This is a genomic window from Deinococcus aetherius, from assembly GCF_025997855.1.
GTDB lineage: Bacteria > Deinococcota > Deinococci > Deinococcales > Deinococcaceae > Deinococcus > Deinococcus aetherius.
This window is the reverse complement of record NZ_AP026560.1, coordinates 764,094-786,069: the sequence shown is the minus strand read 5'-3', so window position 1 is coordinate 786,069 and position 21,976 is coordinate 764,094. Positions and strand designations below refer to the sequence as shown.

Here is a 21,976-nt window from a genome sequence, read left to right as displayed (position 1 = left end):
CAGTCCCGGAACCCGACTCCCCGAGCTCTCAAAGCGTCTGGACCAGAATTGGCGTCGTGGTGGGTTGCGGGCTGCCGCCGGGGGGCTCGACGCTGACGGCGACCGTCGCGCCGGTGGCCAGGCCCGTCAACAGGAAGCCCTGACCCTCGAACAGGCCGAGGGAGACGGGGACGCCGCCCTGAATCTGCCACATCTGGTATATCCGCCCCGCCTCGGCGGGTTGCGCCAGGTACACGTACGCGCGGCCGTCCGGCAGGCGCACGAGTTGCCCGAGACGGTTGCCGTTCGCCTCCAGGGGCTGGGTCGTCGCGCCCGGCGTGCTCGCGTAGCGGCGCAGCGGATCGCCCTCGGGCCGCAGAACGAGCACGAGGGCGAGCGCCGCCGCGAGCCCCAGGGCGGCCAGGGGCAGCCAGGTTCGGTTCGGCCTGCGCCGGGTGACGGGGGGCGCTGCGGAGACGACCGGGGCAGCGGGTTCCGGCCGTTCCCGGACGAGGCGGGCCATCAGCCGCTCCTCGGCGCCGCCGGGCACGGGCTCCTGCGGCAGCGCCTCGGCCAGGGCGACGAGCGCTTCCTGGTCGGCGTCCACCTGGGCGCGCAGGGCGGGGTCAGCGTCCAGCGCGGCGCGGACGCGGGCCTCTTCCTCCGGGGGCAGGATTCCCAGGGCGTAGGCGGTGAGTTGGTCACGGTCGGGGCTCGTCACGGATGCTCACCTCCTTCCAGGGCGTCCGATGAGGGCGAAGGGTCGGGTTGGGCCGCGCCTCCCAGGTGCCTGCGCATTCGGTCCAGGGCGGCGCGCAGGCGGGATTTGACCGTTCCCACGGGCAGCCCGGTCAGGGTAGCGAGTTCCGAGTGAGAATGGCCCCGGAAGTACGCGAGTTCGACCAGTTCCCGCTGGGAGGGCTCCAGCACCTGCACGGCGCGACTTGCCAGGATGCGGTCGGTGGGGTCGGGCGCCGCCACGGGCGCGTCCCAGTCTTCGAGTTCGAGCGCCACGTCGGGCCGATCACGCAGTTCCTGGAGAAAGCGGTGGTGCGCAATGCTCACGAGCCAGGTCTTGACGCTCGCCCGGGTGGGATCGAAGCGGGCTGCGTGCCGCCAGGCGTTCATAAAGGCGTCTTGCACGCAGGATTCCACGTCGTCGCGTTGGCGCAGCATCCGGTGGCCGAGGGCGTAGAGCAGCCGTGCGTGGCGTCGGTGCAGTTCCCGCAGGGCGTCCTCGTGTCCACCCGCCATCGCCTGGATAAGGGCCTCGTCGGAGGCGTCGTCGGCAGGTGGGAAGACTAGGGTCATGGGGCCAGCCCAGCCTAACAGGGACGGAGGCAGGAGGTGTCCCCCCGGGACGGACGCCGGCTCGACTCAGGACCGGGGCGTGGGCCCGGACACGGGAACGGCGGCGTCCACCGTGACGGGGTTCCTGACCTCGGCGCTCGCGGCAGGCAGGGTGGGAGCGGGAGCGGGCACATCCGGCGTGGTGTCCAGACCCCGGCGCAACTCGTCGGTCACCGCGCCCGTGGACTTGCGGAACTCGCGCAGGCCCTGACCGATACTCTTGCCGAGTTCCGGCAGCTTGCGCGGTCCGAAGACGATCAGGGCCACCACGAGGATGATCAGCAGTTCAGGCGCACCGATATTGGGCATAGGTTTCTCCCTGGGGGCAACCGGCAGCGCCGGAGGAGGAGGGCGGAGGGAACGGGGGAGCGGGTGGACCACCGAGGCCCGTTCCCTTCTTCACCCGGCTATATGCGACTTCCCTCCGGTTCGGATTGCCGGGTCGCCTTTCTGAAGATTCGCTGAGCCCGGCGCTACACTGCCCGCCGTGACCGACCCGCCGCCCCTCCACCTCACCGCCACGCCAGGCCGTCTCGACGCCGTGCTCGCGGAGCTGACGGGTCAGAGCCGCTCGCAGGTCGCCGGGTGGATCGAAGGCGGGCATGTGCAGGTGCGCGGCGACGTGGCGCGCAAGGCCAGTCTCAAGTTGCGCGGGGGTGAGGCGCTGACGGTCCACCTCCCCCCTCCCCCGGACGCCACCGTGTCGCCCGAGGACGTGCCCCTCGACGTGCTGTACGAGGACGAGGCCATGATCGCCGTGAACAAGCCGCCCGGCATGGTGACCCACCCGGCGCCCGGCGTCTCAGGCGGCACCCTCGTCAATGCCCTGCTGGGCCGCATGAGCCTCCCCGAGCAGGAGGGCGCCCTGGGACCGGACGGCTACCGCCCCGGCATCGTCCACCGCCTCGACAAAGACACCAGCGGCGTGATCGTGGTCGCCAAGACCGTGCAGGCGCACGCGCGGCTGGCCGCCGCCTTCAAGGACCGCGACACCCACAAGACATACCTCGCCATCGCGGCGGGGACGTGGCGGGCCGAGGACCCCGTGCGGGTGGACGCGCCGATTGGCCGCCATCCCACCGCACGGCAGCGCATGGCGGTCGGCGGCGTGAGCCCCCGCGAGGCGCAGACCCTCTTCACCCCACTCGCCGCCCACGGGGACGGGCATGGGCGCACCCTCGCCCTCGTTCGGGCCCAGCCGCGCACGGGCCGTACCCACCAGATTCGCGTCCACCTCGCGCACCTGGGCAGTCCCATTCTGGGCGATCCGGTGTACGGGCGGGAAAGTCAGGCTATAGGGCGACACGCGCTGCACGCGCACTTCCTGACCCTTCCCCACCCTGTCACGGGCGAGGCGCTGAATCTGCATGCGCCTGTGCCCGACGACATGCTGAACGCCTGGGTGGCACTGGGGGGGACGGTTCCGGCGGACTTGGAGACGCCGCCCTCGTGAAACCTATATTCCTAACGCCTCCCGAAGGACAGCAGCGATAGGGAATTCTGTTCCTCCCCCAACCAATCCAGAGCGATCAAGCTTGATCCAAGAGTTGATCAGGAACCGAGTGGCCTCGTGCTCGCGCCGTGCGGCGATCAGGGACACAGCCCCTTCAATCAGGGAACGAGTTTGGACGCCGTCATGTAACGCGTCGTTCGCAGATTGCAGAAGTAGCTCGCCCGGGTAGTATTCCTGAGCCCACCCACTCGTCAAACCCGGCCTGGTGCTCGCGGTAGTTACGCGACGAATTCCGGCAGGTGGTCCGGGTCGGTGACCTCGATGCCCCAGTCCTGATGGAGCGCAGAGTAAGGCAAGCCGAGATCGGCGGCGGCCTGGCTCATGCGGGGGTTGAGCTTGGAAGGCATAGCTCGACGTTAGCACCGGCCTGCCAGGGTTGGTTTTCCCCGTGAAGCACGCCGCCTCCCCACTTGATTTTTCCAAGCGTACCGTGTACACTTTCTCTTCGTGCGCCGTCCGGGATGTGCCCGGCGGTTGGAAAGTGCCCCCACTTTCAGGACATGCTGGATGCCGAAGGCTTGGCGTTTGCTGGTCACTGGGGCTGTGCTTTCCCGAAAGGACCACAAATGAACTTTGATCAACTGATCGCGCCCGAACTCGCGGCGCGTCTCGCCGAGCGCGGCATCACCGAAGCCACCCCTATTCAGGTCGAGAGCCTGCCCCACGCGCTGGCGGGGAAAGACCTGATCGGTCGCGCCCGCACGGGCACGGGCAAGACGCTCGCCTACGCGCTTCCCATCATCCAGAACCTCGAACCCAGCCGCGAGCGGGGCCGCGCGCCGCGTGCCCTGGTGCTCGCGCCCACCCGCGAACTCGCCAAGCAGGTCGCCGAGGAGTTCGCCAAGAGCGGCGGTGACCTCGTGACCGCGACCGTGTACGGCGGCGCCGCCTACGGCCCGCAGGAGGGCGCGCTGCGCCGGGGCGTGGACGTGATCGTGGGCACCCCCGGGCGCCTGATCGACCACTTGGAGCGCGGCAACATCGACCTGAGCAAGGTCGAGTACGTTGTGCTCGACGAGGCCGACGAGATGTTGAGCGTGGGCTTCGCGGACGCCATCGAGACGATCCTTCAGGCGACTCCCGAGACCCGGCAGACCATGCTCTTCAGCGCCACGCTGAACGACGACATCCGCCGCATCTCGCGCAAGTACCTCAAAGACCCTGTCGTGGTGGACCTGGTGGGCGAGGGCAAGAGCCAGGCCGCCCAGAGCGTCGAGCACCTCAAGGTGAAGGTGGGCCGCACCCGCACCCGCGTGCTGGCCGACCTGCTCACCGTCTACAACCCCGAGAAGGCCATCGTCTTCACCCGCACCAAGCGCGAGGCGGACGAGCTGGCGAACGAGCTGATCCACCGAGGCATCGAGTCCGAGGCGCTGCACGGCGACCTGGCGCAGAGCCAGCGTGAGCGTGCGCTGGGTGCTTTCCGCGCGGGCCGGGTGGGCGTGCTCGTCGCCACTGACGTTGCCGCGCGTGGCCTCGACATCCCGGAAGTGGACCTCGTGGTGCAGTACCACCTGCCGCAGGACCACGAGAGCTACATCCACCGCTCGGGCCGCACCGGGCGCGCGGGCCGCACCGGCACCGCCATCGTGATGTACGGCGACCGCGACAGCCGCGAGATGCGGGGCCTGGAGTACCGCACGGGCGTGCAGTTCATCGAGCGTCCGCTGCCCACCCCCAGGGAAGTGCAGGCCGCCAGCGCCAAATCCGCCGCCGACCTCATCCGCAAGGTGGACCCCACGGTCGCCACGAGCTTCCAGGCGGAGGCCGAGCGCCTCTTCAGCGAACTCGGCCTGGAGGCGCTGACCCGGGCGCTGGCCAAGGTCAGCGGCGTGAGCGAGCCCGTCAAGGCCGCCAGCCTGCTGAGCGGTGAGGAGGGCCTGACCACCCTGATCCTGCACGGCGAGCGCCTGAGCGTGGCCCGCGCGGTGGCCCTGCTCGCGCGAAACAGCGACGTGGACACCCGCCGCCTGGGCCGGGTGCGCCAGTGGCGCGGCGGCGCGGTGGCCGACGTGCCCAGCGAGTACGTCGAGAAGCTTCTGGCCGCCTCCCCCCTGGAGGGCGAGATCGGCGTGGAAGTCGCCGAGGAACTTCCCGAGCTGTTCGAGGCCCCGACCCGCGAGGGCCGTCAGGGCGGCAACGGCGGCGGACGCGGCTACCGCGACGAGGGTGGCTACCGTGGCGGACGCCAGGGCGGCGGCTACGGCAACCGTGACGGCGGCCAGGGTGGCTACCAGGGCAACCGTGGCGGTCAGGGCCGCTGGAGCCGCGAGCGCGACGGCGGCAGTCAGGGCGGCGAGCGCCGCCGCGAGGACTTCGCCGACCGCGAGTTCGTGCCCGCCGGACGCTGAACGCGCTGAACCGAACCCATCATGAGCGCCCCTGCCCAAGTGGTGGGGGCGCTCCTCTTTGGGCGTGCAGCTTTTCAAGAGCTCGCCTTGACTTTCACCCCCCGTATCCTCCACACTTGTTACCGTAACGACTGAGGAGCATATGGGGCGACCGCCGAATCCACAGGCCAAAACCGATCTTTTGGGGCGAGCCGCCGCCTACGTGCTGGAGCACGGCCTCACGGACCTCAGCCTGCGGCCCCTCGCGGACGCCCTCGGGGTGAGTGCCCGCCTGCTGCTCTACCACTTCTGCTCGAAGGAACAGCTCGTCGTGGAGGTGCTGGGGGCCATCGCCGCACAGCAGCAGGTGGTCTTGGCCCAGGTGGACCCCGCCGCCGACCCGGATGAGCGGTTCGACGTGCTGTGGGCGCGGCTGACCTCGCCCGAACTCACGCCCTTCCTGCGCTCGCTCTTCGAGGTGGAACTTCACGCCATCGACGAAGACGGCCTGTATCGGCAGTTCGCGCAGGGTGCCCTCCACGCCTGGCTCGGGGTGGTGACCGCGCACTTGAAAGAGGAGGTCCCAGCGTCCAGCGCCAACTGGGTCCTCGCGGCGCTGACGGGGCTACTGATCGACCGCTTCTCGACCGGGGAGGAGAGGCGCACCGATGAGGCGTTTTGCGCGCTGAAGGGCGCGCTGCACGCAGGAGGTTTGTTATGACGACTGCCACCGTTTCACCGTCCCGTCCAGCCCTGCGCCTGCCCCTCCTCGTCGCCCTCGGGGTCGCGCTGTGGTTCCTGGCCGCGATGATGTTCCGCGTGCTGGGACCCTTCGTGCTCGTGCCGGGAAATGCGGCGCTTCCCCTCGTCTTCGCGCTATTCATTCCCGTCGCCTGGGCGTTCCTCCGGGTGGGTGTCACCCTCGGCGGCGCCGGGGGAAGCGCCATTCTGCCCGCTGCGGTGGTCATGTCCCTCACCGCCATGCTGCTCGACAGCCTCGCCCTGACGTTCTTTCCAGCCATCTACGGGCTGCCGCCCGCCCAGCTCTTCCTGGTCGCCACGTCGCTCCTGTGGGGTGTGGCCTGGATTTTGCTCATCGCCTTCGTGCAGGCCCGACGCGCTGGCTGAAAATCCACCTCCGCCCTGTTCCGAACGCCCGTTTGTTCCCTCTCCCGTACCGCTCGCCTCATCTAGACGCGCCTTGATCATCCGCCTGCTCACGCCGTAGGGTGAAGCCCATGAGCCGCATTCTCGTGGTGGTACTTCTTGGCGCCGGGGGTTGATGGCTGCTGAGCGCGAGCGCGTGCCACCCCCCGCCCCACGACCGGGCGGGGGTTTTCGTTGAGGAGAGGGTGCTGAACGGGCAAAGGAGACACCGGATATGGGGAACGGGGAACAACGCCGACACAGAGAGACCGCCCGGGGAGGGTCGTCATTTCGCGCCGCGCCGCCGAGAGGTCAGCGTGGCGCGCGTCTTCTGGAAGCACGATGGGCGGGAATCCCGAAGGGGACCGTAAGGAGGAACGCATGACGCAGACGGAATTGACGGGCGCCAAGGCCCTCTGGGCCACTCTCTCCGCCCACGGCATCACGACCGTGTTCGGCTACCCCGGCGGGGCGATCATGCCCGTTTACGACGCGCTGACCTTTTATCCCGAGGTGCGCCACGTCCTCGCGCGGCACGAGCAGGGCGCCATCCACGCGGCGGAGGGCTGGGCCAAGGCGACGGGCGAGATCGGCGTGTGCCTCGCCACCTCGGGACCCGGGGCGACCAACCTCGTCACCGGGCTCGCCGACGCGATGCTCGACTCGGTGCCCATCCTGGCGATCACGGGCAACGTCGCGCGGCACCTGATGGGCACGGACGCCTTTCAGGAGGCGGACATCACCGGGATCACCCTGCCCATCACCAAGCACAACTACGTGGTGCGGGACGTGGAGGAATTGCCGCGCGTGATCGCCGAGGCCATCCGCATCGCGCGCAGCGGTCGGCCCGGCCCGGTCCTCGTGGACATTCCCAAGGACATTCAGCTTGCCCCCTACCACGGTGAGATCACTGCGCCCCACGCCCGGCCCGAGATTCCAGCGCCGAAGCCGGAGGCCATCGAAAAGGCCCGCGAACTCCTCCAAGATGCGAAAAAGCCCGTCATCATGGTTGGCGGCGGCTCGCTCGACGCGGCGGCGGAGATCACCGCCCTCGCCCGCGCGTGGGACATTCCCGTCATCACGACCTTGATGGGGCTGGGCTCGTTCCCGTCGAGCGACCCCCTTTGGCTGGGGATGCCAGGGATGCACGGCTCGGTCGCGGCTAACCGCGCGATCAGTGAGGCGGACGTGCTGCTGGGCATCGGCCTGCGGTTCGACGACCGGGTGACGGGCCGGGTGAACGGCTTCGCGCCGAACGCCTCGATCATCCATGTGGACCTCGACGCCGCCGAGATCGGCAAGATCGTGCGGACGCATGTGCCGGTGCGCGGAGATGCGCGGGTGGCTGCCCAGATGCTTGCCGAGGGCGCCCAGAAGCTCGACCTTCCCGAGTGGCGGGAAAAGATCGCCGAGTGGAAGACCCGCACCCAGGAGCCCGACCACTGGGGCGCCGGGTACGCGGTGAAGGCCGTGGTGGACCGCCTGCGCCCCGACGACATCCTCTCCTCGGACGTGGGCCAGCACCAGATGCTCGCCGCACAGCTCGCCCGCTTCGAGCGGCCCCGGCGCTGGATCAACTCGGGCGGCCTGGGGACGATGGGCTTCGGCTTCCCGGCAGCGATTGGGGCGGGCATGGCCGAACCCGGCGTGCGCAGCATCGTCATCGCGGGGGACGGCGGCTTCCAGATGACGGCGCAGGAACTCGCCACGCTCAAGAAGTACGACGTGCGGAACGTCAAAATCTGCATCATCAACAACTCGTTCCTGGGGATGGTCCGCCAGTGGCAGGAACTCTTCCACGAGAAGCGGTACTCCGAGGTCTACCTGGGGGATTCCAACCCCGACTTCCTCAAACTGGCCGACGCCTACGGGGTGCCCGCCTACCGCGCCGACTGCGCCGAGGAGCTGCCCGAGGCCATCGACGCCTGGCTGAACGACCCCAAGAGTTCGCTGCTGGAGATCGTGGTGCCCAACGAGCACGGCGTCTTCCCGATGGTGCCCAGCGGGGCCAGCCTGAGCGAGATGATCGAGACCGAGCCGCCCCGCCCCACCCCCGGCATCGAGAAGAACACCGCCGCCGAGGAGGCCAAGAACGCATGACGGGCAATTTCGACCCCGGCCAGAAGGACCACCTCGTCTCCGCCCTCGTGCGCGACGAGCCGCGCGTGCTGACCCGCATCACGTCCCTCTTCGGGCGGCGCGGGTACAACATCAGGAGCCTCAGCGTGGGCTCCACCGAACACCCCGGCCTCAGCCGCATGACCTTCGTGGTGACGGGCGACCGGGGCGTGGTCGAGCAGGCGATGCGCCAGCTTGAGAAGCTGCACGACGTGGTGAAGATCATCGACCACAGCCTCGAAAAGTTCGTGGACCGCGAACTCGTGCTCGTGAAGGTCGCCATCACGCCCGAGAGCCGGGTGGAGGTCCGCCAGATCGCCGAGGACTTCCGCGCCCGCATCGTGGACGTGGGCCGCCACGCCCTGACCTTCGAGGTGACCGGCGACGAGGGCAAGATCACCGCCTTCATCGAGCAGATGCGCTCCTTCGGCATCATCGAGACGATGCGGACGGGGCGGGTGGCCCTCACGCGCGGCTCGAACGCGGACATTCCCAGCCACGTCTACCACGAGGGGGAGACGGAGACGCTGAGGCCCGTAGTGGAGGCCGCCGAGCCGCGGGAGACGAAGGCGGGAGGGGTGCCGAATCTGTTCTGAGTCGAAGGCGACCCCTCAGTCAGCTTCGCTGACGGCTCCCCTGGGAAGGGAGCCAAAAAGCACGGCTTGAAGAGCACTTCACAGCCTCCCTTTCAAGGGGAGGTGCCCCCGTAGGGGGCGGAGGGGTTGCACGCCGCCCACCCTCCCCTAGCCCACATTCCCCTCCACCTCACACTCTGTAGGAGAATCCCCCAATGGCTGCGAAAATGTACTAACCGCGAATAGGGATTGACTCGGAGCGCCAAGTGTGATTAGGCGGGGAGGTCAAAGAACTTGAGGTTGTGGGCGAGGACGAGGAGGGCGACCTTGAGCCGCAAGCTCGCCATCGTCTTGACCTGCCCCCACCGCAAGCCGGAACCCACCAGCACCGAGAACGCCGACTCGATGATCTTGCGGGCAGCCGCATATTCGTCTTTCCAACGAGGGTCAGGACGCTTGGCATTGCTTTTGGGTGGCGTCAGGTACGTGCCGGACTGATAGCCTTTGTCCCCAATCTGCTTCGGCCCACCGAAGGTGGGCCAGTCGCGGTTCATCACGCACCCGACGGTGAAGTCATGCTCGTTGGCGGGCCGGAGCACGTACTGGGCGATTTTGCCATTCAGGGTCGTCCAGGCATGCAGCTTGAACCCATACACCGGGCCGGAGGTACTGAAGCCGTGTCGTGCCCCCTTGAACTTGCAACGGGGAGCGCGCTTGAAGGTGCAGACTGGGAGGGGTTCGGAGTCCACGGCCACGAAGTCCAGTGCCTGGACTTCGACACTCGCGCCCTCGATCACAGGGGTCAAGCGTTCCAGCCGGGTACGGGCCTGGACCTCCGAAGGGTAATGGGGACAGTGGTTGAGTTTGAGCATCCTCCACCAGCCCCTGAAGTAGGGTGCTTTGTGAATCCGCTGCAATAGGGCCACCGCCACCAATTCGGCGTCACTGATCTTCTCGTGGGGGTGGACCAGCTTGGATGGCATCTGGGGGGTCAGCCAGACCGTCAGGCGTCGCAGGGCGTCGGGAATGGGGAGTAGACTGAGGTCGGGACGGCACATGAGCACCGTCCCTTTGCCATTTCTCCCCCCACCCTGTCAACCCCTATTCGCGGTTACTACGACCGCGACGTCTCCCTCTCCCCCATCGAGGACAAGCTGATCGCCATCATCGGCTACGGCTCGCAGGCGCACGCGCACGCGCAGAACCTGCGGGACAGCGGCCTGAAGGTGGTGGTCGGGCTGCGGGAAGGGTCGAGCAGCCGGGTCAAGGCCGAGCAGGCGGGCCTGCGCGTGACCAGCATCGAGGACGCGACGCGGGAGGCGGACGTGGTGATGCTGCTCATCCCCGACGAGACGCAACCGAAGGTCTACGAGGAGAGCATTGCCCCGAACCTCACGGACGGCAAGGCGCTCGCCTTCGGGCACGGCTTCAACATCCACTTCGGGCGCATCAAGCCGCCGCAGGGCGTGGACGTGTTCCTGGTCGCGCCCAAGGGACCCGGGCACATGCTGCGCCGCGTGTACGTGGACGGGGCGGGGATGCCCAGCATCTTCGCGGTGGGGCAGGACGCGAGCGGGGGGGCCCGTGAGGTCGCGCTGGCCTACGCCCGTGGCATCGGCGGCACCCGGGCGGGCGTGCTGGAGACGACCTTCAAGGAGGAGACGGAGACGGACCTCTTCGGGGAGCAGTCGGTGCTGTGCGGCGGCGTCACGCACTTGATCCAGGCGGGCTTCGAGACGCTGGTGGAGGCGGGCTATCAGCCAGAGATCGCCTACTTCGAGACATTGCACGAGGTCAAGCTGATCGTGGACCTGATCTACGAGAAGGGCTTCGAGGGGATGCGCCACTCCATCTCCAACACGGCCGAGTTCGGCGACTACGTGACCGGCCCGCGCATCATCACGGATCAGACGAAGGCCGAGATGAAAAACGTGCTGGGGGACATCCAGAGCGGCAAGTTCGCCGGGCAGTTCATTCAGGACGCCGAGAGCGGTTTCCCCTACATGAACGAGCAGCGCCGCAAGATGCGCGATCACCTGCTGGAGACGGTGGGCAAGGAGTTGCGGGGCAAGATGCCCTTCATCAACAAGCAGGCGCTGGAGGTGTAAGGAGCGGTCAGCTCTCAGCCGTCAGCGGTCAGCCTTTTCGGGGGGCTGGCCGCTTTCCCTTGCTCATTCCAACCGCCTTAGCATGTCCCCATGACCACGTTCACCCTGCGTCGGCAGGACGCCCTCGCCTGGAGCGGCGAGCACGAGTGGAGGAAAGGGCAGTCCTACGTGCGTGACCTCACCGGCCTGAGCGCGCGGCCGGAGGGGGCGGCGACCGTGCTGCGCGGGACGGCTTACGGGCAGGAGCCGTATGGGGTGCGGGCCACCGTGGAGGGCGGCGAGGTGGTTTCGGCCCGCTGTTCCTGCCCGGTAGGCGGCGGAGGACACTGCAAACACGTCGCGGCCCTGCTGGCGAGGGCAGTGGAGGACCGGGCGGCCTTCACCGCTCTCCCCGAACTCTCCGAGGTGCTGGAGGGCCTGAGCGTGCCCGAACTCCACCGCCTCATCCACCGGATGCTCGACCGCGCGCCGGAACTGGAGGCCCTCCTTCATGCCAGTTCCGCCCGCAGTGCCCGCACCGGCAGCGCCCGCGAGCGGATCGAGGCGGCCTTCGACGCGATTCGCCGCACCTACAACCCCGAGTGGGACCACGAGGGCGAGGGGCCGGACACCGAGGCAATTGACCTCGTGCTGGAGGGGGCGGACGCCCTGCTGGAGAACCTGGAGGCGCTGGACTCGGCGTGGGCGGCGCAGGTGCTCGACACCTACCTCGCCGTGCTGGACGAGGTGGAGGACACCTACGACGACGATTTCGACTGGGGGCTGGACGAGCTTCAGCGGCGGGCGCTGGTTGCCGTGGAACACCTGCTGGCGAGCGGCAAACTGGACGAGGAGGCCCGGGCCGAGGCGATAGAGGCGGTGCAGGCCGAGGTGGCGTCCGGGCGGGGCAACCTGGAGGACGAGGCGTTCGCGGAGTTCGTGGCGGCGCTGCGGGAGGAGGAGTGGCCGGGCTTTCTGGAGTTGCTGCGGGGCCTGATGAAGGGGGCGCGGTATGAGCACGAGCGGCAACAGTACGCGGGCATCCTCTACGGGCTGACCGCCGACAGCCTGAACGACGAGGAGGCCGAGGCCCTGCTGCGCGCGAGCGGCGACCTGGGCGAGTTGCTGGAGTTCCTGCTGGAACGCGGCCGGGCGGAGGACGCGCGGCGGGCCGTGCGGGAGGCGGGGCAGCGCGCCCATTTCCCCGAACTGGAACCCGTCTTCGCGGCCCGGGGTCAGCTTCCCCTCCTCGAAGACCTGGCGCGCGAGGCGCTGGCCCGCCCCGATGTTCGCCGCTGGCTCTTCGAGCGGTATGCGGCGACTGGACGAAAGAGGGAGGCACACGCCCTGGCCCGCGAGGAGGTGCTGGCGCGGCCCGGCGAGGCGTGGCTGACGGCGCAGAGGGAGGTCAGCCCGAACTGGGAGGCGGAGCGCGAGGGGATCGTCGGGCGCCTCTGGAAGCAGGAGGCGCACACCCTCACCCTGATGGGGCTGCTCCTGCGCGAGGGGCTGGCGGAAGACGCCCTGCGCCTCGCCGGGGAGCGGAAGAACGTCCCCGCCGCCCACCTCCTGACCCTCGCCGGGCAGCTCGACCCGGGGCGGGCCGTGCCCCTGATCGTGCGCGCCGCCCAGCTGCACATCGACGGGCGCAGCCGGGGCTCGTACCGCGAGGCCGCGCGAATTCTGGCCCGCCTGCCCGGGCTGGTCGGGCGCGAGGAGACGGCCGCCCAGGTTCGCGCCGTGGTGGCCCGGCAACCCCAGCTCCCGGCCCTGCGGGACGAGTTGCGGCAGGCGGGGCTGCTCTGAGCCTCCCCTCCGCCTGTGCCCGTGGGGACGGCTAGACTCTCAACCATGAGCGCAGCATGGGTGACGGCGGGTGAGTGACTCGGTGATCGCGGCCCTGCGGGCGGCGCTGGAGGCGAGTCCCGAGGACGCGGCCCTGCGCGAGCATCTGGTGCGGGTGCTGCTCGATGCCGGGCGGGGGCCCGAGGCGCTGCCGCTCGTGCGGGTGTGGCTGGCGTCGGACCCGACCCACCAGGGGGCCCTTGCCCTGGCAGTGCGAGCGGCGGACCTGGCGGGAGACAGCCAGGCGGCGGGGCAGTACCAGCTTCTCCTCAACGCACTCTACCAGTACGGGCAGGGGCAGGACGCTCCACCCCGGCGGCAGACCGCCTCCGCCGACGGCTGGAACGACGGCTCCGGCCAGCCCGAGGACGAGGACCTGACGGGAGCGCCCGCGCCCTCCCCCCAGGCCGGGCCGGGGCTGACGGACTTCGAGTCGCGCTGGCAGCCGGTGGCGGGTGACGTGACCCTGAAGGACGTGGTGGGCATGACGGCCCTCAAGGAGCGGCTGGACCGCTCGCTGCTGGGCCCGCTGCGTCACCCCCAACTCGCCGCTGTGTACGGGGGGCGGCGCGGCGGGGGGCTGCTGCTGTACGGCCCGCCGGGCTGCGGCAAGACCTTCGTGGCGCGGGCGGTGGCGGGCGAACTCGGGGCGCGCTTCCTGGAGGTCACCGTCGCGGACGTGCTCGACATGTGGCTGGGCAACGCCGAGCGCAACGTGCAGGGGGTGTTCGCGTCGGCGCGGCGGCACGCCCCCTGCGTCCTCTTCTTCGACGAGGTGGACGCCCTGGGGCGCGGGCGGCATGTGGACCGGGGCCGCTCGCACCACGTCACCCAGGTGCTGCTGCGCGAACTCGACGGCCTGGGCGAGCGTGACGGCGTGTTCGTCCTGGCGGCCACGAACGCCCCCTGGGACGTGGACATGGCGTTGCGGCGCCCGGGCCGCCTGGGGACGGCGGTGCTCGTGCCTCCGCCCGACACGGCGGCGCGGGCGGCGATGTTCGGGAGCTTCATGGCCGGGCGTCCGGTCGAGGGGCTGGACGCGGGGTGGCTGGCCCGGCAGACCGAGGGCTTTTCCGGGGCGGACGTGCGGGCGGTGTGCGAGGCGGCGACCGAGCGGGCGCTGGGCGAGGCGTACCGGACGGGCAGGGCGCGACCCGTCCGCATGGCCGACTTCCGCGAGGCGTTGCGGGAGGCGCGGCCCTCCACGGCCGAGTGGCTGGAGCACGCCCGCAACTATGTGGCCTACGCGAACGCGGGGGGGCAGTACGACGACCTGGCCGCCCTGCTGCGGGAACGGCGGCGGCTCTAGGTGCCCGCCAGGTGACCTCCGCAGAGTCCGCCTCCCCCCTGACGCGCTCTTCGGCCCTGCTGGAGCTGGGCCGCCCCCGCGAGGCGCTCGCCGTGTTGCGGGAGGCGCTGCTGCGGGACCCGGACGACCCCGCGCTCCTCGTGCGCGTGGTGGACCTGCTCGTGGACCTGAACGAGGGGCCGGAGGCGCTGCGGATGGCGCGGCGGGCAGTCGCCGCCGATCCCGGGTGGGCCTGGACGCAGGTCGTGCTGGCGCGGGCCTACCGCCGTCTGGGACAGCACGGCGAGGCGCTGGCGGCGGCGCGGGAGGCCCTGCGGCTGGAGCCCGACCTCCCCGCCGCCCACTTCGAGCGGGGGCTGAGCGCCCTGCTGCTGGCGGACACCACCCCGCCCCGGCGGCGCGACCCGGCGTGGCTGCCAGGAGCGCGGGAGAGCGCGGGCCAGTTGGAGGCCCTCTCGCCCGGCGACGGCGACGGCGCGGCCCTGCACGCCTACGCGAGCCTGCTGGGCGCCCGGCGGGACTGGGGGCAGTTCGACGCGGAGATCGCGCGGGCCCTCGCCCAGAATCCCGGGCACGCGCTGGCGCACAACCTGCGGCTGCTCGGCCTGGGGCGGCGGCGCGGCACGGCCGCCATCCCCGAGCTGCACGCCCGCCTCCGGGCCCACCCGGCGGACCCCTTCGCCCGCCGCTGGCTGCGGCAGCTCCTCACCGGGCGCGGGACCCCGTGGTCCAGGCTGGGAGGTCTGGCCTTCGCGGTGGCGCTCGGGTGGCTGACCCTCCGGGCGGGGGTGCGGCTGGGAGGTGTGGGCGCCCTCGGGACCCTGCTCGCCGGGCTGGGCCTGGGGTGGGGCTGGCGCTCGCTGCCCGTCCGGCTGCGTTACCGGGAGGCCTACCGCGCCGCGTACACCCTCCCCGAGCGGCAGGCCCGGGCCCGGGCCGCCCTGGTCGCGGGGCTGGTGGGGCTGGGCGGGCTGCTCCTCCTCGGGCTCTCCGCCTTCCCGCTCGCCTTCACGCCGGGGACGCTGGTCGGCCTCCCGCTGCTGGCGCTGGTGTCGGCGGCCGTCCTCGTGAGGTCCGTGCCCGCCTTCCTGAGCGGGGAGGGGGGGTTCTTCGGGCGGCGGGGAGAGGCCCCGCCCCGCCCCGGTGCCCTGCCGCGCGTGTGGGAGAAGGTAATTGTGTGGTTGAACCTCGCGGCGCTCGTCGTGTGCGCCCAGGTGCTCCTCCCCATCCTGGCGTCGGTCCTCTCTGACCTGTTCGCCCGCCCGGAGCCGGGGACCGGGATCACGGCGGCCCTCCTGCTCGCCTTGGTGGCGGTGCTGGCGGTGTTCGGCGCACGGTTCGTCCACGAGGCGATTCACGGCGAGAAGCCCCGCTGGCGGCGCTCGCCGCTCGACGGCCTCGCGGCGGGCGTGGCGGGGGCGGTGCTGCTGGGCGTCCTCGCGCAGGTGCCGGGCCTGCCCCGGGCGTGGCGGGAGGCGCATCCGACCGTGGCCTCCCCCGCCGGGCCGCTGCGGGCCTGGACGTACGGCGGCGCCCTCGCCTTCGCCGTGGGCTTCGCCCCGAACGAACCGCCCGGCGTGGCGCACCCCTGCGACCTCCCCGAGAACGCCCGCCTCGTCGTCGTCCGGGTTCCCGGGGGGAATGGGCGGTGGGCGCTGTCCAGCCCGGCGCGGCCCGCCCCCCACCCGGAAGTCACCCGGCTGAGCGCCTGCGTGCATCGGGTGGGCCTCCACCCCGACCCCCGGCTGCGGGTGTTTCCCCGGCTGCCGGGGCCACTGCGCCTGACGCCTTCGTAAAGCGGTTTAGACGTGGCCCCTTGCCCTGGGCGCCTGACTGTGAGTAGAGTGCCCTCCATGAACGTGTTCGGCCTGCTTCTTCTTGGCGTTCCTCCGGTGGAGTGAGCGGCGAGGAACCGTTGAACCCCCCGGAGGAACCGCCCTCCGGGGCTTTTTCTTTGTCCGCCCCTCTCATCCTTCAGGAGCCTGCCATGACCCAGCAACCCACCGACCTGCGGCGCATCCACATCTTCGACACCACCCTGCGTGACGGGGAGCAGTCACCGGGCGTGGCGCTGAACCACGCGCAGAAGCTGGAAATCGCGCACCAACTCGCCCGGCTGGGGGTGGACGTGATCGAGGCGGGGTTTCCCATCACCAGCGACGGGGACTTCGAGTGCGTCTCCCGGATCTCGCGCGAGGTGCGCGGCCCGGTGATCTGCGGGCTGGCGCGCACGGCGCGGGCGGACATCGAGCGGGCGGCGCGGGCGCTGGAGGCGGCGGCCCGGTCCCGCATCCACGTCTTCACCTCGGCCAGCACCATTCAGATCGAGCACATGCTGCGCAAGACGCCCGAGCAGGTCATCGAGTCGAGCGTGGGGGCCGTTCGCCTGGCACGGCAGTTCACCGACGACGTGGAGTTCAGCGGCCAGGACGTGATGCGGGCGGACTTCGATTTCGTGGTCCGGCTGTACCGCGCGGCCATCGAGGCGGGCGCGACCGTCATCAACATTCCCGACACCGTGGGGTACGGCACGCCGCAGGAGTACGGCGCCCTGATCGCGCGCGTACGCGACGAGATCGTGGGGGGACGGCCGGTGGAGATCAGCACGCACTGCCACGACGACCTGGGCATGGCGACCGCGAACGCGCTGGCGGCGGTCGAGAACGGGGCTACCCAGATCGAATGTACCGTCAACGGGATCGGGGAGCGCGCCGGGAACACCTCGCTGGAAGAGGTCGTGATGGCGATTCACACCCGCCGCGACCACTACCAGGCGCAGACCGGAATTCATACCCGCGAGATCAACCGGGTGTCGCGCCTGGTCTCGCGCCTGACCGGGATGCCCGTGCAGCCCAACAAGGCCATCGTGGGGGAAAATGCCTTCGCGCACGAGAGCGGGATTCATCAAGACGGCGTGCTCAAGCACAAGGAAACGTACGAGATCATGAACGCCGAACTCGTGGGGCGCGAGGCGGCGGTCATGGTCATGGGCAAGCACAGCGGGCGCGCTGCCTTCCGCAAGGCGCTGGCGGACCTGGGATACCTCACCGATGGGACGAACGACTTCGGCCTGAACGACGAGGCGCTGGGCGTGCTGTTCACCCGTTTCAAGGAACTCGCCGACCGCAAGGGCCAGATCTACGCCGACGACCTGCGTGCCCTGGTGGAGGCCGGGGCCGAGGTCGCGCAGACCTTCCACCTCGCCAGCCTGCAAGTCCTGAGCGGCACCCACGTCACGCCGACCGCGACCGTGCGGCTGGAAACCCCGGACGGCCTGCGCGAGGCGGCCTCGACCGGGGACGGCCCGGTGGCCGCCGCCATGAACGCGATCTCCCAGGCCACCGGCATCACGCCGGAGCTGGAGACGTACCGCCTGCAAAGCGTCACGCGCGGCAACGAGGCGCTGGGCGAGGTCAGCGCGGGCGTGCGCTTCGGCGGCCTCACCGTTATGGGCATCGGCCTGGCGACCGACGTGGTGGAGGCGAGTGCGCGGGCCTGGCTGCACGCCATCAATCAGATCGTCGCAGGCGTGGGCAAGAGCCGACTGGAGAGCGAGACGACGGTGTGAATGGTGGGGGAAACTCCGCCTTTTGCCCTTTTCAAGGGGCAGATATACCGGCCGGAACGGGATTCGACTCGGGTCTCCAGCCCGGAGCTTCGGGAGGAAGCGTGACCGTCTACATCATCGGCCTGATCGACGTGCAGGACCCCGAGGGTTACCCCACCTACTCGCGCCAAGTATCCGTGACCCTCGAACCTCACGGCGGCCAGTTCCTCGTGCGGGGCGGTCAGCCTGAGGCGCTGGAGGGCACGGCGCCGGAGCGGGTGGTGGTCCTCGCCTTTCCCTCCGCCGAGCACGCCCGCGCCTGGTACGAGTCCGAAGGGTACAGCCGCATCCGTCCCCTGCGGCAGGAGATGGCGACCGGCCAGCTCATCCTGGCCCACGGGGTAGACGCGCCTTCCTAAAGCCGCCAGACGAGCCGGCCGCTGGCGCGCATGAGGCAGAGCGCAAATGCTGGGGGAAACCCCCCCTTTTGTCTTTACAGTGTAAGGGTGTGGCGTTGGTTCAAGATAGGGCTGTTTCTGTTTTTCGCGGCGGCGCTCCTGTGGGATGGAATTTCGTTAGCGGGTCGGATTACAGCCTTACCGTCGTGGTACTTCGGCGCGTCTCTCGCTACGGCGTTCACGGCCTCCCTGGGACTCCAACTCGTGGAGCGAGTCCCCCCTCAACGACAACGGTGGAGACGTGTACTGCTGAGATGGGGCGGATTTGCCTTGGTGCTCATGTTTCTCAATGTCCCACACAAAGCATTGCAGCTCGACGAATATCCAGGCTTGGAGTTCGTAGGGCGCCTCGTCGCCTCCATATTCATTCCAACACTGATTTTGCTGGTCCTAATCGGCGTTGCGGCCCTGATGGGCGGGACAAGAGAATGACCCCTCTCCTTGAAATCGCCCTCCTCAACATCCGCCCCGGTCAGACCGAGGAGTTCGAGGCCGCCTTCGCTCAAGCCCAGCCCCTCATCTCCGGCATGAAGGGGTACGTTCGCCACGAGTTGCGGCGGTGTCTCGAAGACGACCACAGGTACGCCCTGCTCGTGTGGTGGGAGACGCTGGAGGACCACACGGTCGGCTTTCGGGGAAGTGCCCAGTACCAGGAGTGGCGCGCGCTGCTGCACCACTTCTACGACCCCTTCCCGACGGTGGAGCATTTCGTGGGGGTGCTGCCGTGAAGCTGCTCGGTCTGCTGGGGGGCATGAGCTGGACCTCGACGGCGGAGTATTACCGCCTGCTGAACGAGGAGGTGGCGCGGCGGTGCGACGGGCTGCACTCGGCGCGGGTGCTGCTGCACAGCGTCGATTTTGCCGAGATCGCCGCCCTGCAACGCGAGGGCCGCTGGGACGAGGCGGGCGAACTGCTGGCCCGGGCGGCGTGGGGGCTGGAGACGGCGGGCGCCGAGGCCGTCGTCCTGGCGACGAACACCATGCACAAGGTCGCGCCGCAGATCGAGGCGGCCCTGAACGTTCCCTTCCTGCATATCGTGGACGCCGTGGGGAGCGCCGTCCAGGCGGCGGGGCTGGGACGGGTCGGCCTCCTCGCCACCGCCTTCACGATGGAGCAGAGGTTCTACCACGACAGGCTGGCGGAGCGGCACGGGCTGGAGGTCATCGTCCCCGAGGCGGCCGAACGTGCCGAGGTCCACCGCATCATCTTCGACGAACTGTGCCGGAACGTGATCCGGGAGGAGTCGTGCGAGACCTATCGCCGGGTGATGGCCGGACTCGTGGGGCGCGGAGGGCCTGATCCTGGGCTGCACGGAGATCACGCTGCTTGTAGGGCCGGGCGACACGAGCGTGCCGGTGTTCGACACGACCGCGCTGCATGTGCAGGAGGCCGTGGCGTTCGTGCTGGACGGGTCGGCGTAGGACGGGGGCGGGCCACATCCCCCAGCGTGGGGCTTTCCTCCGCCCGGGTCTTTATTCAAACTTAATCATGGCTGAGACGACCCGCCTGGAACTCCTCGCGCCCGGAGAGAAGTACACGCTGCCCCTGCCCCCCTACAGCACACCTTGGCTGCTGGGCGAGACGCTGGGCGGCCATACCCGCATGGGCTTTCGTCACGGCACCCTGTACCTCTCCATGAAGACCGGCAAGACCTTCCCGGAGGACCTGACTCAGTACGACCACGACCGCGCGGCCGCGCTGGGGGTCCTGTTCGAGGGCGAGCCCGTGGCCGACTTCGGGCTGGAGTGAGCTTCGGGGAAGATGACTACCCGACGTCAGTGCAACTTCTGGAGCAGGACGACGGGAACCGTGTTCGTCTGCCACAGCGAGGCCAGGTAACCGTACCCGCCCGGCAACTCCCCCGGGTTCACCCCTTGTTCAGCGACAGCTGGCTCGATCAGGTGCGGCTGGACTTCCTCTTTCCAGAATGCGTAACAGGTCTGGAGCGGCACTCATTGCAAAGGCCTGCCTGCATCGGCGACCGCAAACCGCACCTGCCCCCGCCTCAGCAAGTCTTTGATGCTCCCGGCGCCCAGATCGTCCTGCCGGGAGTTGCTTAGGCCGCGCTCGTCCCACAACTCCTTAAGGGGAAAGCGCACAGGCTGTGGCCGCCACATCTCACGCACCCTGCCTGGGTCCGACCGACGCCCTGTCCTCTTCCCTGTCCCGGCTTCTGCCCCTCACTCCCACTCGATGGTGGCGGGCGGCTTGCCGGTGATGTCGTAAACCACGCGGTTGACCTCGTGGACCTGATTGACGATGCGGTTGCTCATCGTCGCCAGGAAGTCGTACGGGAGCCGCGCCCACTCGGCGGTCATGAAGTCGTCGGTGGTCACGGCACGCAGGGCGGCGGTGTACGAGTACGTGCGCCCGTCGCCCATCACCCCGACCGACTGGATCGGCGTCAGGATGGCGAGGGCCTGCGAGCAGCCGTCGTACAGGCCGAACTCGCGCAGCCCGGAGATGAAGATGTCGTCCACCCGCTTGAGGATATCCAGTTTCTCCTCAGTGATGGCGCCCAGGCAGCGGATCGCCAGGCCGGGCCCGGGGAAGGGGTGGCGCATCCGGATCTGGTCGGGAAGGCCGAGCAATTTGGCGATCTCCCGCACCTCGTCCTTGAAGAGGGTTCGGAAGGGCTCGACGAGCCTGAATTGAAGGTCATCGGGCAGGCCGCCGACGTTGTGGTGGCTCTTGATGTTCGCCGCGCCGGACTTGTCGGCCGACAGCCCCCCCGCCGACTCGATCACGTCCGGGTAGAGGGTGCCCTGGGCGAGGAAGTCGAAGGGGCCGTGCTCCCGCGCCTCGCGCTCGAAGGCCCGGATGAACTCGCGCCCGATGATCTTGCGCTTCTGCTCGGGGTCGGAGACGCCCTCCAGGTGGCCCAGAAACTCCTTTCGCGCGTCCACCGTGATCAGGTTGACGCCCAGGGGCTTCAAGGCCGCCTCCACCTGCTCCCGCTCGCCCAGGCGCAGCAGGCCGTGGTCGATGAAGACGGCGGTGAGGCGGTCGCCGATGGCCCGCGCGAGGAGAAGGCCGAGGGTGCTGGAGTCCACCCCCCCGCTGATGGCGAGGAGGACCCGCCCGCCCCCCACCTGCGCCCGGACCTCCTCCACGAGTTCGTCGACGATGTGCTGGGCGTTCCAGTCACGGTTCACGCCACAGATTTCGAGGAAGTTGGCGAGCAGTTGCCCGCCCTTGGGCGTGTGGACGACCTCGGGATGGAACTGCACCCCGTAACGCCGGGTGACCGGGTTCTCGATGGCGGCGACCGGCGTGTCCTCCGTCTCGGCGACGACCTCGTAGCCCTGGGGGAGCCGCGTCACCGAGTCGCTGTGGCTCATCCAGGCGATGAACTCGCCCTGAATTCCGGCAAAGAGTTGGCCGCCGTACCGGGTCAGGTCGGCCTTGCCGTACTCGCGCTTGCCGACCCGCCGCACGTCGCCGCCCGCCTCGTGGGCGAGGAACTGCATCCCGTAGCACACGCCCAGGATGGGGACGGGCAGGTCGAGGACCCCGGGGGCGGGGCGGGGCGACTGGGGGTCATACACGCTGTTCGGGCCGCCGGAGAGGACGATACCCCGGGGATCTTCCTGTGCGATGCGCTCCAGGCTTGAGCCGCCCGGAAGGATCACGCTGTACGCGCCGAGTTCCCGGAAGCGCCGGGTGATCAGGCGCGTGAACTGGCTGCCGAAGTCGAGGATGACGACGCTCACGGGCCC

21 protein-coding genes are annotated in these 21,976 nt (G+C 69.6%); 15 read left to right on the top strand and 6 right to left on the bottom strand.

What is annotated here, in order from left to right:
* Positions 1–28 precede the first annotated feature (28 nt).
* From DAETH_RS04115 to DAETH_RS04105, 3 genes are all read right to left on the bottom strand, one after another.
* Entirely contained in the window at positions 29–700 is a 672-nt protein-coding gene (locus tag DAETH_RS04115) for an anti-sigma factor (protein ID WP_264776655.1), read from the bottom strand.
* On the bottom strand, positions 697–1,290 hold the full coding sequence (locus DAETH_RS04110) for an RNA polymerase sigma factor (RefSeq protein WP_264776654.1): 594 nt from the start codon (positions 1,288–1,290) through the stop codon (positions 697–699). The genes DAETH_RS04115 and DAETH_RS04110 overlap by 4 nt, the downstream gene beginning before the upstream one ends.
* 66 nt (positions 1,291–1,356) lie before the next feature.
* Positions 1,357–1,638 (bottom strand): Sec-independent protein translocase subunit TatA/TatB, encoded by a 282-nt coding sequence (locus DAETH_RS04105; RefSeq protein WP_264776653.1) that lies wholly within the window; start codon positions 1,636–1,638, stop codon positions 1,357–1,359.
* Positions 1,639–1,816: 178 nt separating this feature from the next.
* On the opposite strand from DAETH_RS04105, the gene DAETH_RS04100 reads away from it, so the two are divergent.
* Positions 1,817–2,782, top strand: coding sequence for an RluA family pseudouridine synthase (locus DAETH_RS04100; RefSeq protein WP_264776652.1), 966 nt, complete (start codon positions 1,817–1,819; stop codon positions 2,780–2,782).
* A gap of 278 nt (positions 2,783–3,060) precedes the next feature.
* Here DAETH_RS04100 and DAETH_RS04095 read toward each other — a convergent pair whose 3' ends face one another.
* Positions 3,061–3,189, bottom strand: a complete 129-nt coding sequence (locus tag DAETH_RS04095; protein WP_264776651.1) for a hypothetical protein — start codon at positions 3,187–3,189, stop codon at positions 3,061–3,063.
* 219 nt (positions 3,190–3,408) lie between these two features.
* Between DAETH_RS04095 and DAETH_RS04090 the strand changes: the two genes are divergently transcribed.
* The 5 genes from DAETH_RS04090 (at position 3,409) to ilvN (ending at position 9,032) form a co-directional block, all read left to right on the top strand.
* Positions 3,409–5,193 (top strand): DEAD/DEAH box RNA helicase, encoded by a 1,785-nt coding sequence (locus DAETH_RS04090; RefSeq protein WP_264776650.1) that lies wholly within the window; start codon positions 3,409–3,411, stop codon positions 5,191–5,193.
* Between the two features lie 142 nt (positions 5,194–5,335).
* The gene (locus tag DAETH_RS04085; protein ID WP_264776649.1) at positions 5,336–5,893 is read left to right on the top strand and encodes a TetR/AcrR family transcriptional regulator; all 558 of its coding nucleotides are present in this window, start codon (positions 5,336–5,338) and stop codon (positions 5,891–5,893) included.
* A complete protein-coding gene (locus DAETH_RS04080) occupies positions 5,890–6,300 on the top strand; it encodes a DUF5367 domain-containing protein (protein ID WP_264776648.1) in 411 nt (136 codons plus the stop codon). Before DAETH_RS04085 ends, DAETH_RS04080 begins: the two co-directional genes overlap by 4 nt.
* A 399-nt stretch (positions 6,301–6,699) precedes the next feature.
* Positions 6,700–8,418: a biosynthetic-type acetolactate synthase large subunit gene (ilvB, locus tag DAETH_RS04075; protein WP_264776647.1), complete on the top strand. Its 1,719-nt coding sequence runs from the start codon at positions 6,700–6,702 to the stop codon at positions 8,416–8,418.
* Positions 8,415–9,032 carry an acetolactate synthase small subunit gene (gene ilvN, locus DAETH_RS04070; protein ID WP_264776646.1) on the top strand — a complete coding sequence of 206 codons (618 nt, stop codon included), beginning with the start codon at positions 8,415–8,417 and terminating at the stop codon, positions 9,030–9,032. The genes ilvB and ilvN overlap by 4 nt, the downstream gene beginning before the upstream one ends.
* Before the next feature lie 251 nt (positions 9,033–9,283).
* Here ilvN and DAETH_RS04065 read toward each other — a convergent pair whose 3' ends face one another.
* Complete coding sequence (locus DAETH_RS04065) at positions 9,284–10,069, bottom strand: IS982 family transposase (protein ID WP_264774389.1); 786 nt, start codon at positions 10,067–10,069, stop codon at positions 9,284–9,286.
* Between the two features lie 45 nt (positions 10,070–10,114).
* Here DAETH_RS04065 and ilvC point away from each other — a divergent pair, with 45 nt between their 5' ends.
* The 9 genes from ilvC to DAETH_RS04020 all read left to right on the top strand — a co-directional run bounded on the left by ilvC (position 10,115) and on the right by DAETH_RS04020 (position 20,006).
* Positions 10,115–11,119 carry a ketol-acid reductoisomerase gene (gene ilvC, locus DAETH_RS04060; RefSeq protein WP_264777389.1) on the top strand — a complete coding sequence of 335 codons (1,005 nt, stop codon included), beginning with the start codon at positions 10,115–10,117 and terminating at the stop codon, positions 11,117–11,119.
* Positions 11,120–11,209: 90 nt separating this feature from the next.
* Positions 11,210–12,904 (top strand): SWIM zinc finger family protein, encoded by a 1,695-nt coding sequence (locus DAETH_RS04055; RefSeq protein ID WP_264776645.1) that lies wholly within the window; start codon positions 11,210–11,212, stop codon positions 12,902–12,904.
* Between the two features lie 70 nt (positions 12,905–12,974).
* Positions 12,975–14,252 (top strand): AAA family ATPase, encoded by a 1,278-nt coding sequence (locus tag DAETH_RS04050; RefSeq protein ID WP_264776644.1) that lies wholly within the window; start codon positions 12,975–12,977, stop codon positions 14,250–14,252.
* An 11-nt stretch (positions 14,253–14,263) separates the two neighbouring features.
* The gene (locus tag DAETH_RS04045) at positions 14,264–16,048 is read left to right on the top strand and encodes a CHAT domain-containing protein (protein WP_264776643.1); all 1,785 of its coding nucleotides are present in this window, start codon (positions 14,264–14,266) and stop codon (positions 16,046–16,048) included.
* 191 nt (positions 16,049–16,239) lie between these two features.
* On the top strand, positions 16,240–17,820 hold the full coding sequence (locus DAETH_RS04040; RefSeq protein WP_264776642.1) for a 2-isopropylmalate synthase: 1,581 nt from the start codon (positions 16,240–16,242) through the stop codon (positions 17,818–17,820).
* A gap of 101 nt (positions 17,821–17,921) precedes the next feature.
* Complete coding sequence (locus DAETH_RS04035; RefSeq protein WP_264776641.1) at positions 17,922–18,218, top strand: DUF1330 domain-containing protein; 297 nt, start codon at positions 17,922–17,924, stop codon at positions 18,216–18,218.
* A gap of 467 nt (positions 18,219–18,685) precedes the next feature.
* Positions 18,686–18,985, top strand: coding sequence for an antibiotic biosynthesis monooxygenase family protein (locus DAETH_RS04030; protein ID WP_264776640.1), 300 nt, complete (start codon positions 18,686–18,688; stop codon positions 18,983–18,985).
* Positions 18,982–19,743, top strand: coding sequence for an aspartate/glutamate racemase family protein (locus tag DAETH_RS04025; protein ID WP_264776639.1), 762 nt, complete (start codon positions 18,982–18,984; stop codon positions 19,741–19,743). Before DAETH_RS04030 ends, DAETH_RS04025 begins: the two co-directional genes overlap by 4 nt.
* 2 nt (positions 19,744–19,745) lie before the next feature.
* On the top strand, positions 19,746–20,006 hold the full coding sequence (locus DAETH_RS04020) for a hypothetical protein (RefSeq protein WP_264776638.1): 261 nt from the start codon (positions 19,746–19,748) through the stop codon (positions 20,004–20,006).
* Positions 20,007–20,437: 431 nt separating this feature from the next.
* On the opposite strand, the gene guaA is transcribed toward DAETH_RS04020, so the two are convergent.
* Positions 20,438–21,970, bottom strand: coding sequence for a glutamine-hydrolyzing GMP synthase (guaA, locus tag DAETH_RS04015; RefSeq protein ID WP_264776637.1), 1,533 nt, complete (start codon positions 21,968–21,970; stop codon positions 20,438–20,440).
* Positions 21,971–21,976 lie beyond the last annotated feature (6 nt).

Coding starts and splice junctions, on each gene's coding strand:
- DAETH_RS04110 (WP_264776654.1), bottom strand. CDS start 1,290: ATGACCCTAGTCTTCCCACCTGCCGACGACGCCTCCGACGAGGCCCTT.
- DAETH_RS04105 (WP_264776653.1), bottom strand. CDS start 1,638: ATGCCCAATATCGGTGCGCCTGAACTGCTGATCATCCTCGTGGTGGCC.
- DAETH_RS04095 (WP_264776651.1), bottom strand. CDS start 3,189: ATGCCTTCCAAGCTCAACCCCCGCATGAGCCAGGCCGCCGCCGATCTC.
- DAETH_RS04090 (WP_264776650.1), top strand. CDS start 3,409: ATGAACTTTGATCAACTGATCGCGCCCGAACTCGCGGCGCGTCTCGCC.
- DAETH_RS04085 (WP_264776649.1), top strand. CDS start 5,336: ATGGGGCGACCGCCGAATCCACAGGCCAAAACCGATCTTTTGGGGCGA.
- DAETH_RS04080 (WP_264776648.1), top strand. CDS start 5,890: ATGACGACTGCCACCGTTTCACCGTCCCGTCCAGCCCTGCGCCTGCCC.
- ilvB (WP_264776647.1), top strand. CDS start 6,700: ATGACGCAGACGGAATTGACGGGCGCCAAGGCCCTCTGGGCCACTCTC.
- ilvN (WP_264776646.1), top strand. CDS start 8,415: ATGACGGGCAATTTCGACCCCGGCCAGAAGGACCACCTCGTCTCCGCC.
- DAETH_RS04065 (WP_264774389.1), bottom strand. CDS start 10,069: ATGTGCCGTCCCGACCTCAGTCTACTCCCCATTCCCGACGCCCTGCGA.
- DAETH_RS04055 (WP_264776645.1), top strand. CDS start 11,210: ATGACCACGTTCACCCTGCGTCGGCAGGACGCCCTCGCCTGGAGCGGC.
- DAETH_RS04040 (WP_264776642.1), top strand. CDS start 16,240: ATGACCCAGCAACCCACCGACCTGCGGCGCATCCACATCTTCGACACC.
- DAETH_RS04030 (WP_264776640.1), top strand. CDS start 18,686: ATGACCCCTCTCCTTGAAATCGCCCTCCTCAACATCCGCCCCGGTCAG.
- DAETH_RS04020 (WP_264776638.1), top strand. CDS start 19,746: ATGGCTGAGACGACCCGCCTGGAACTCCTCGCGCCCGGAGAGAAGTAC.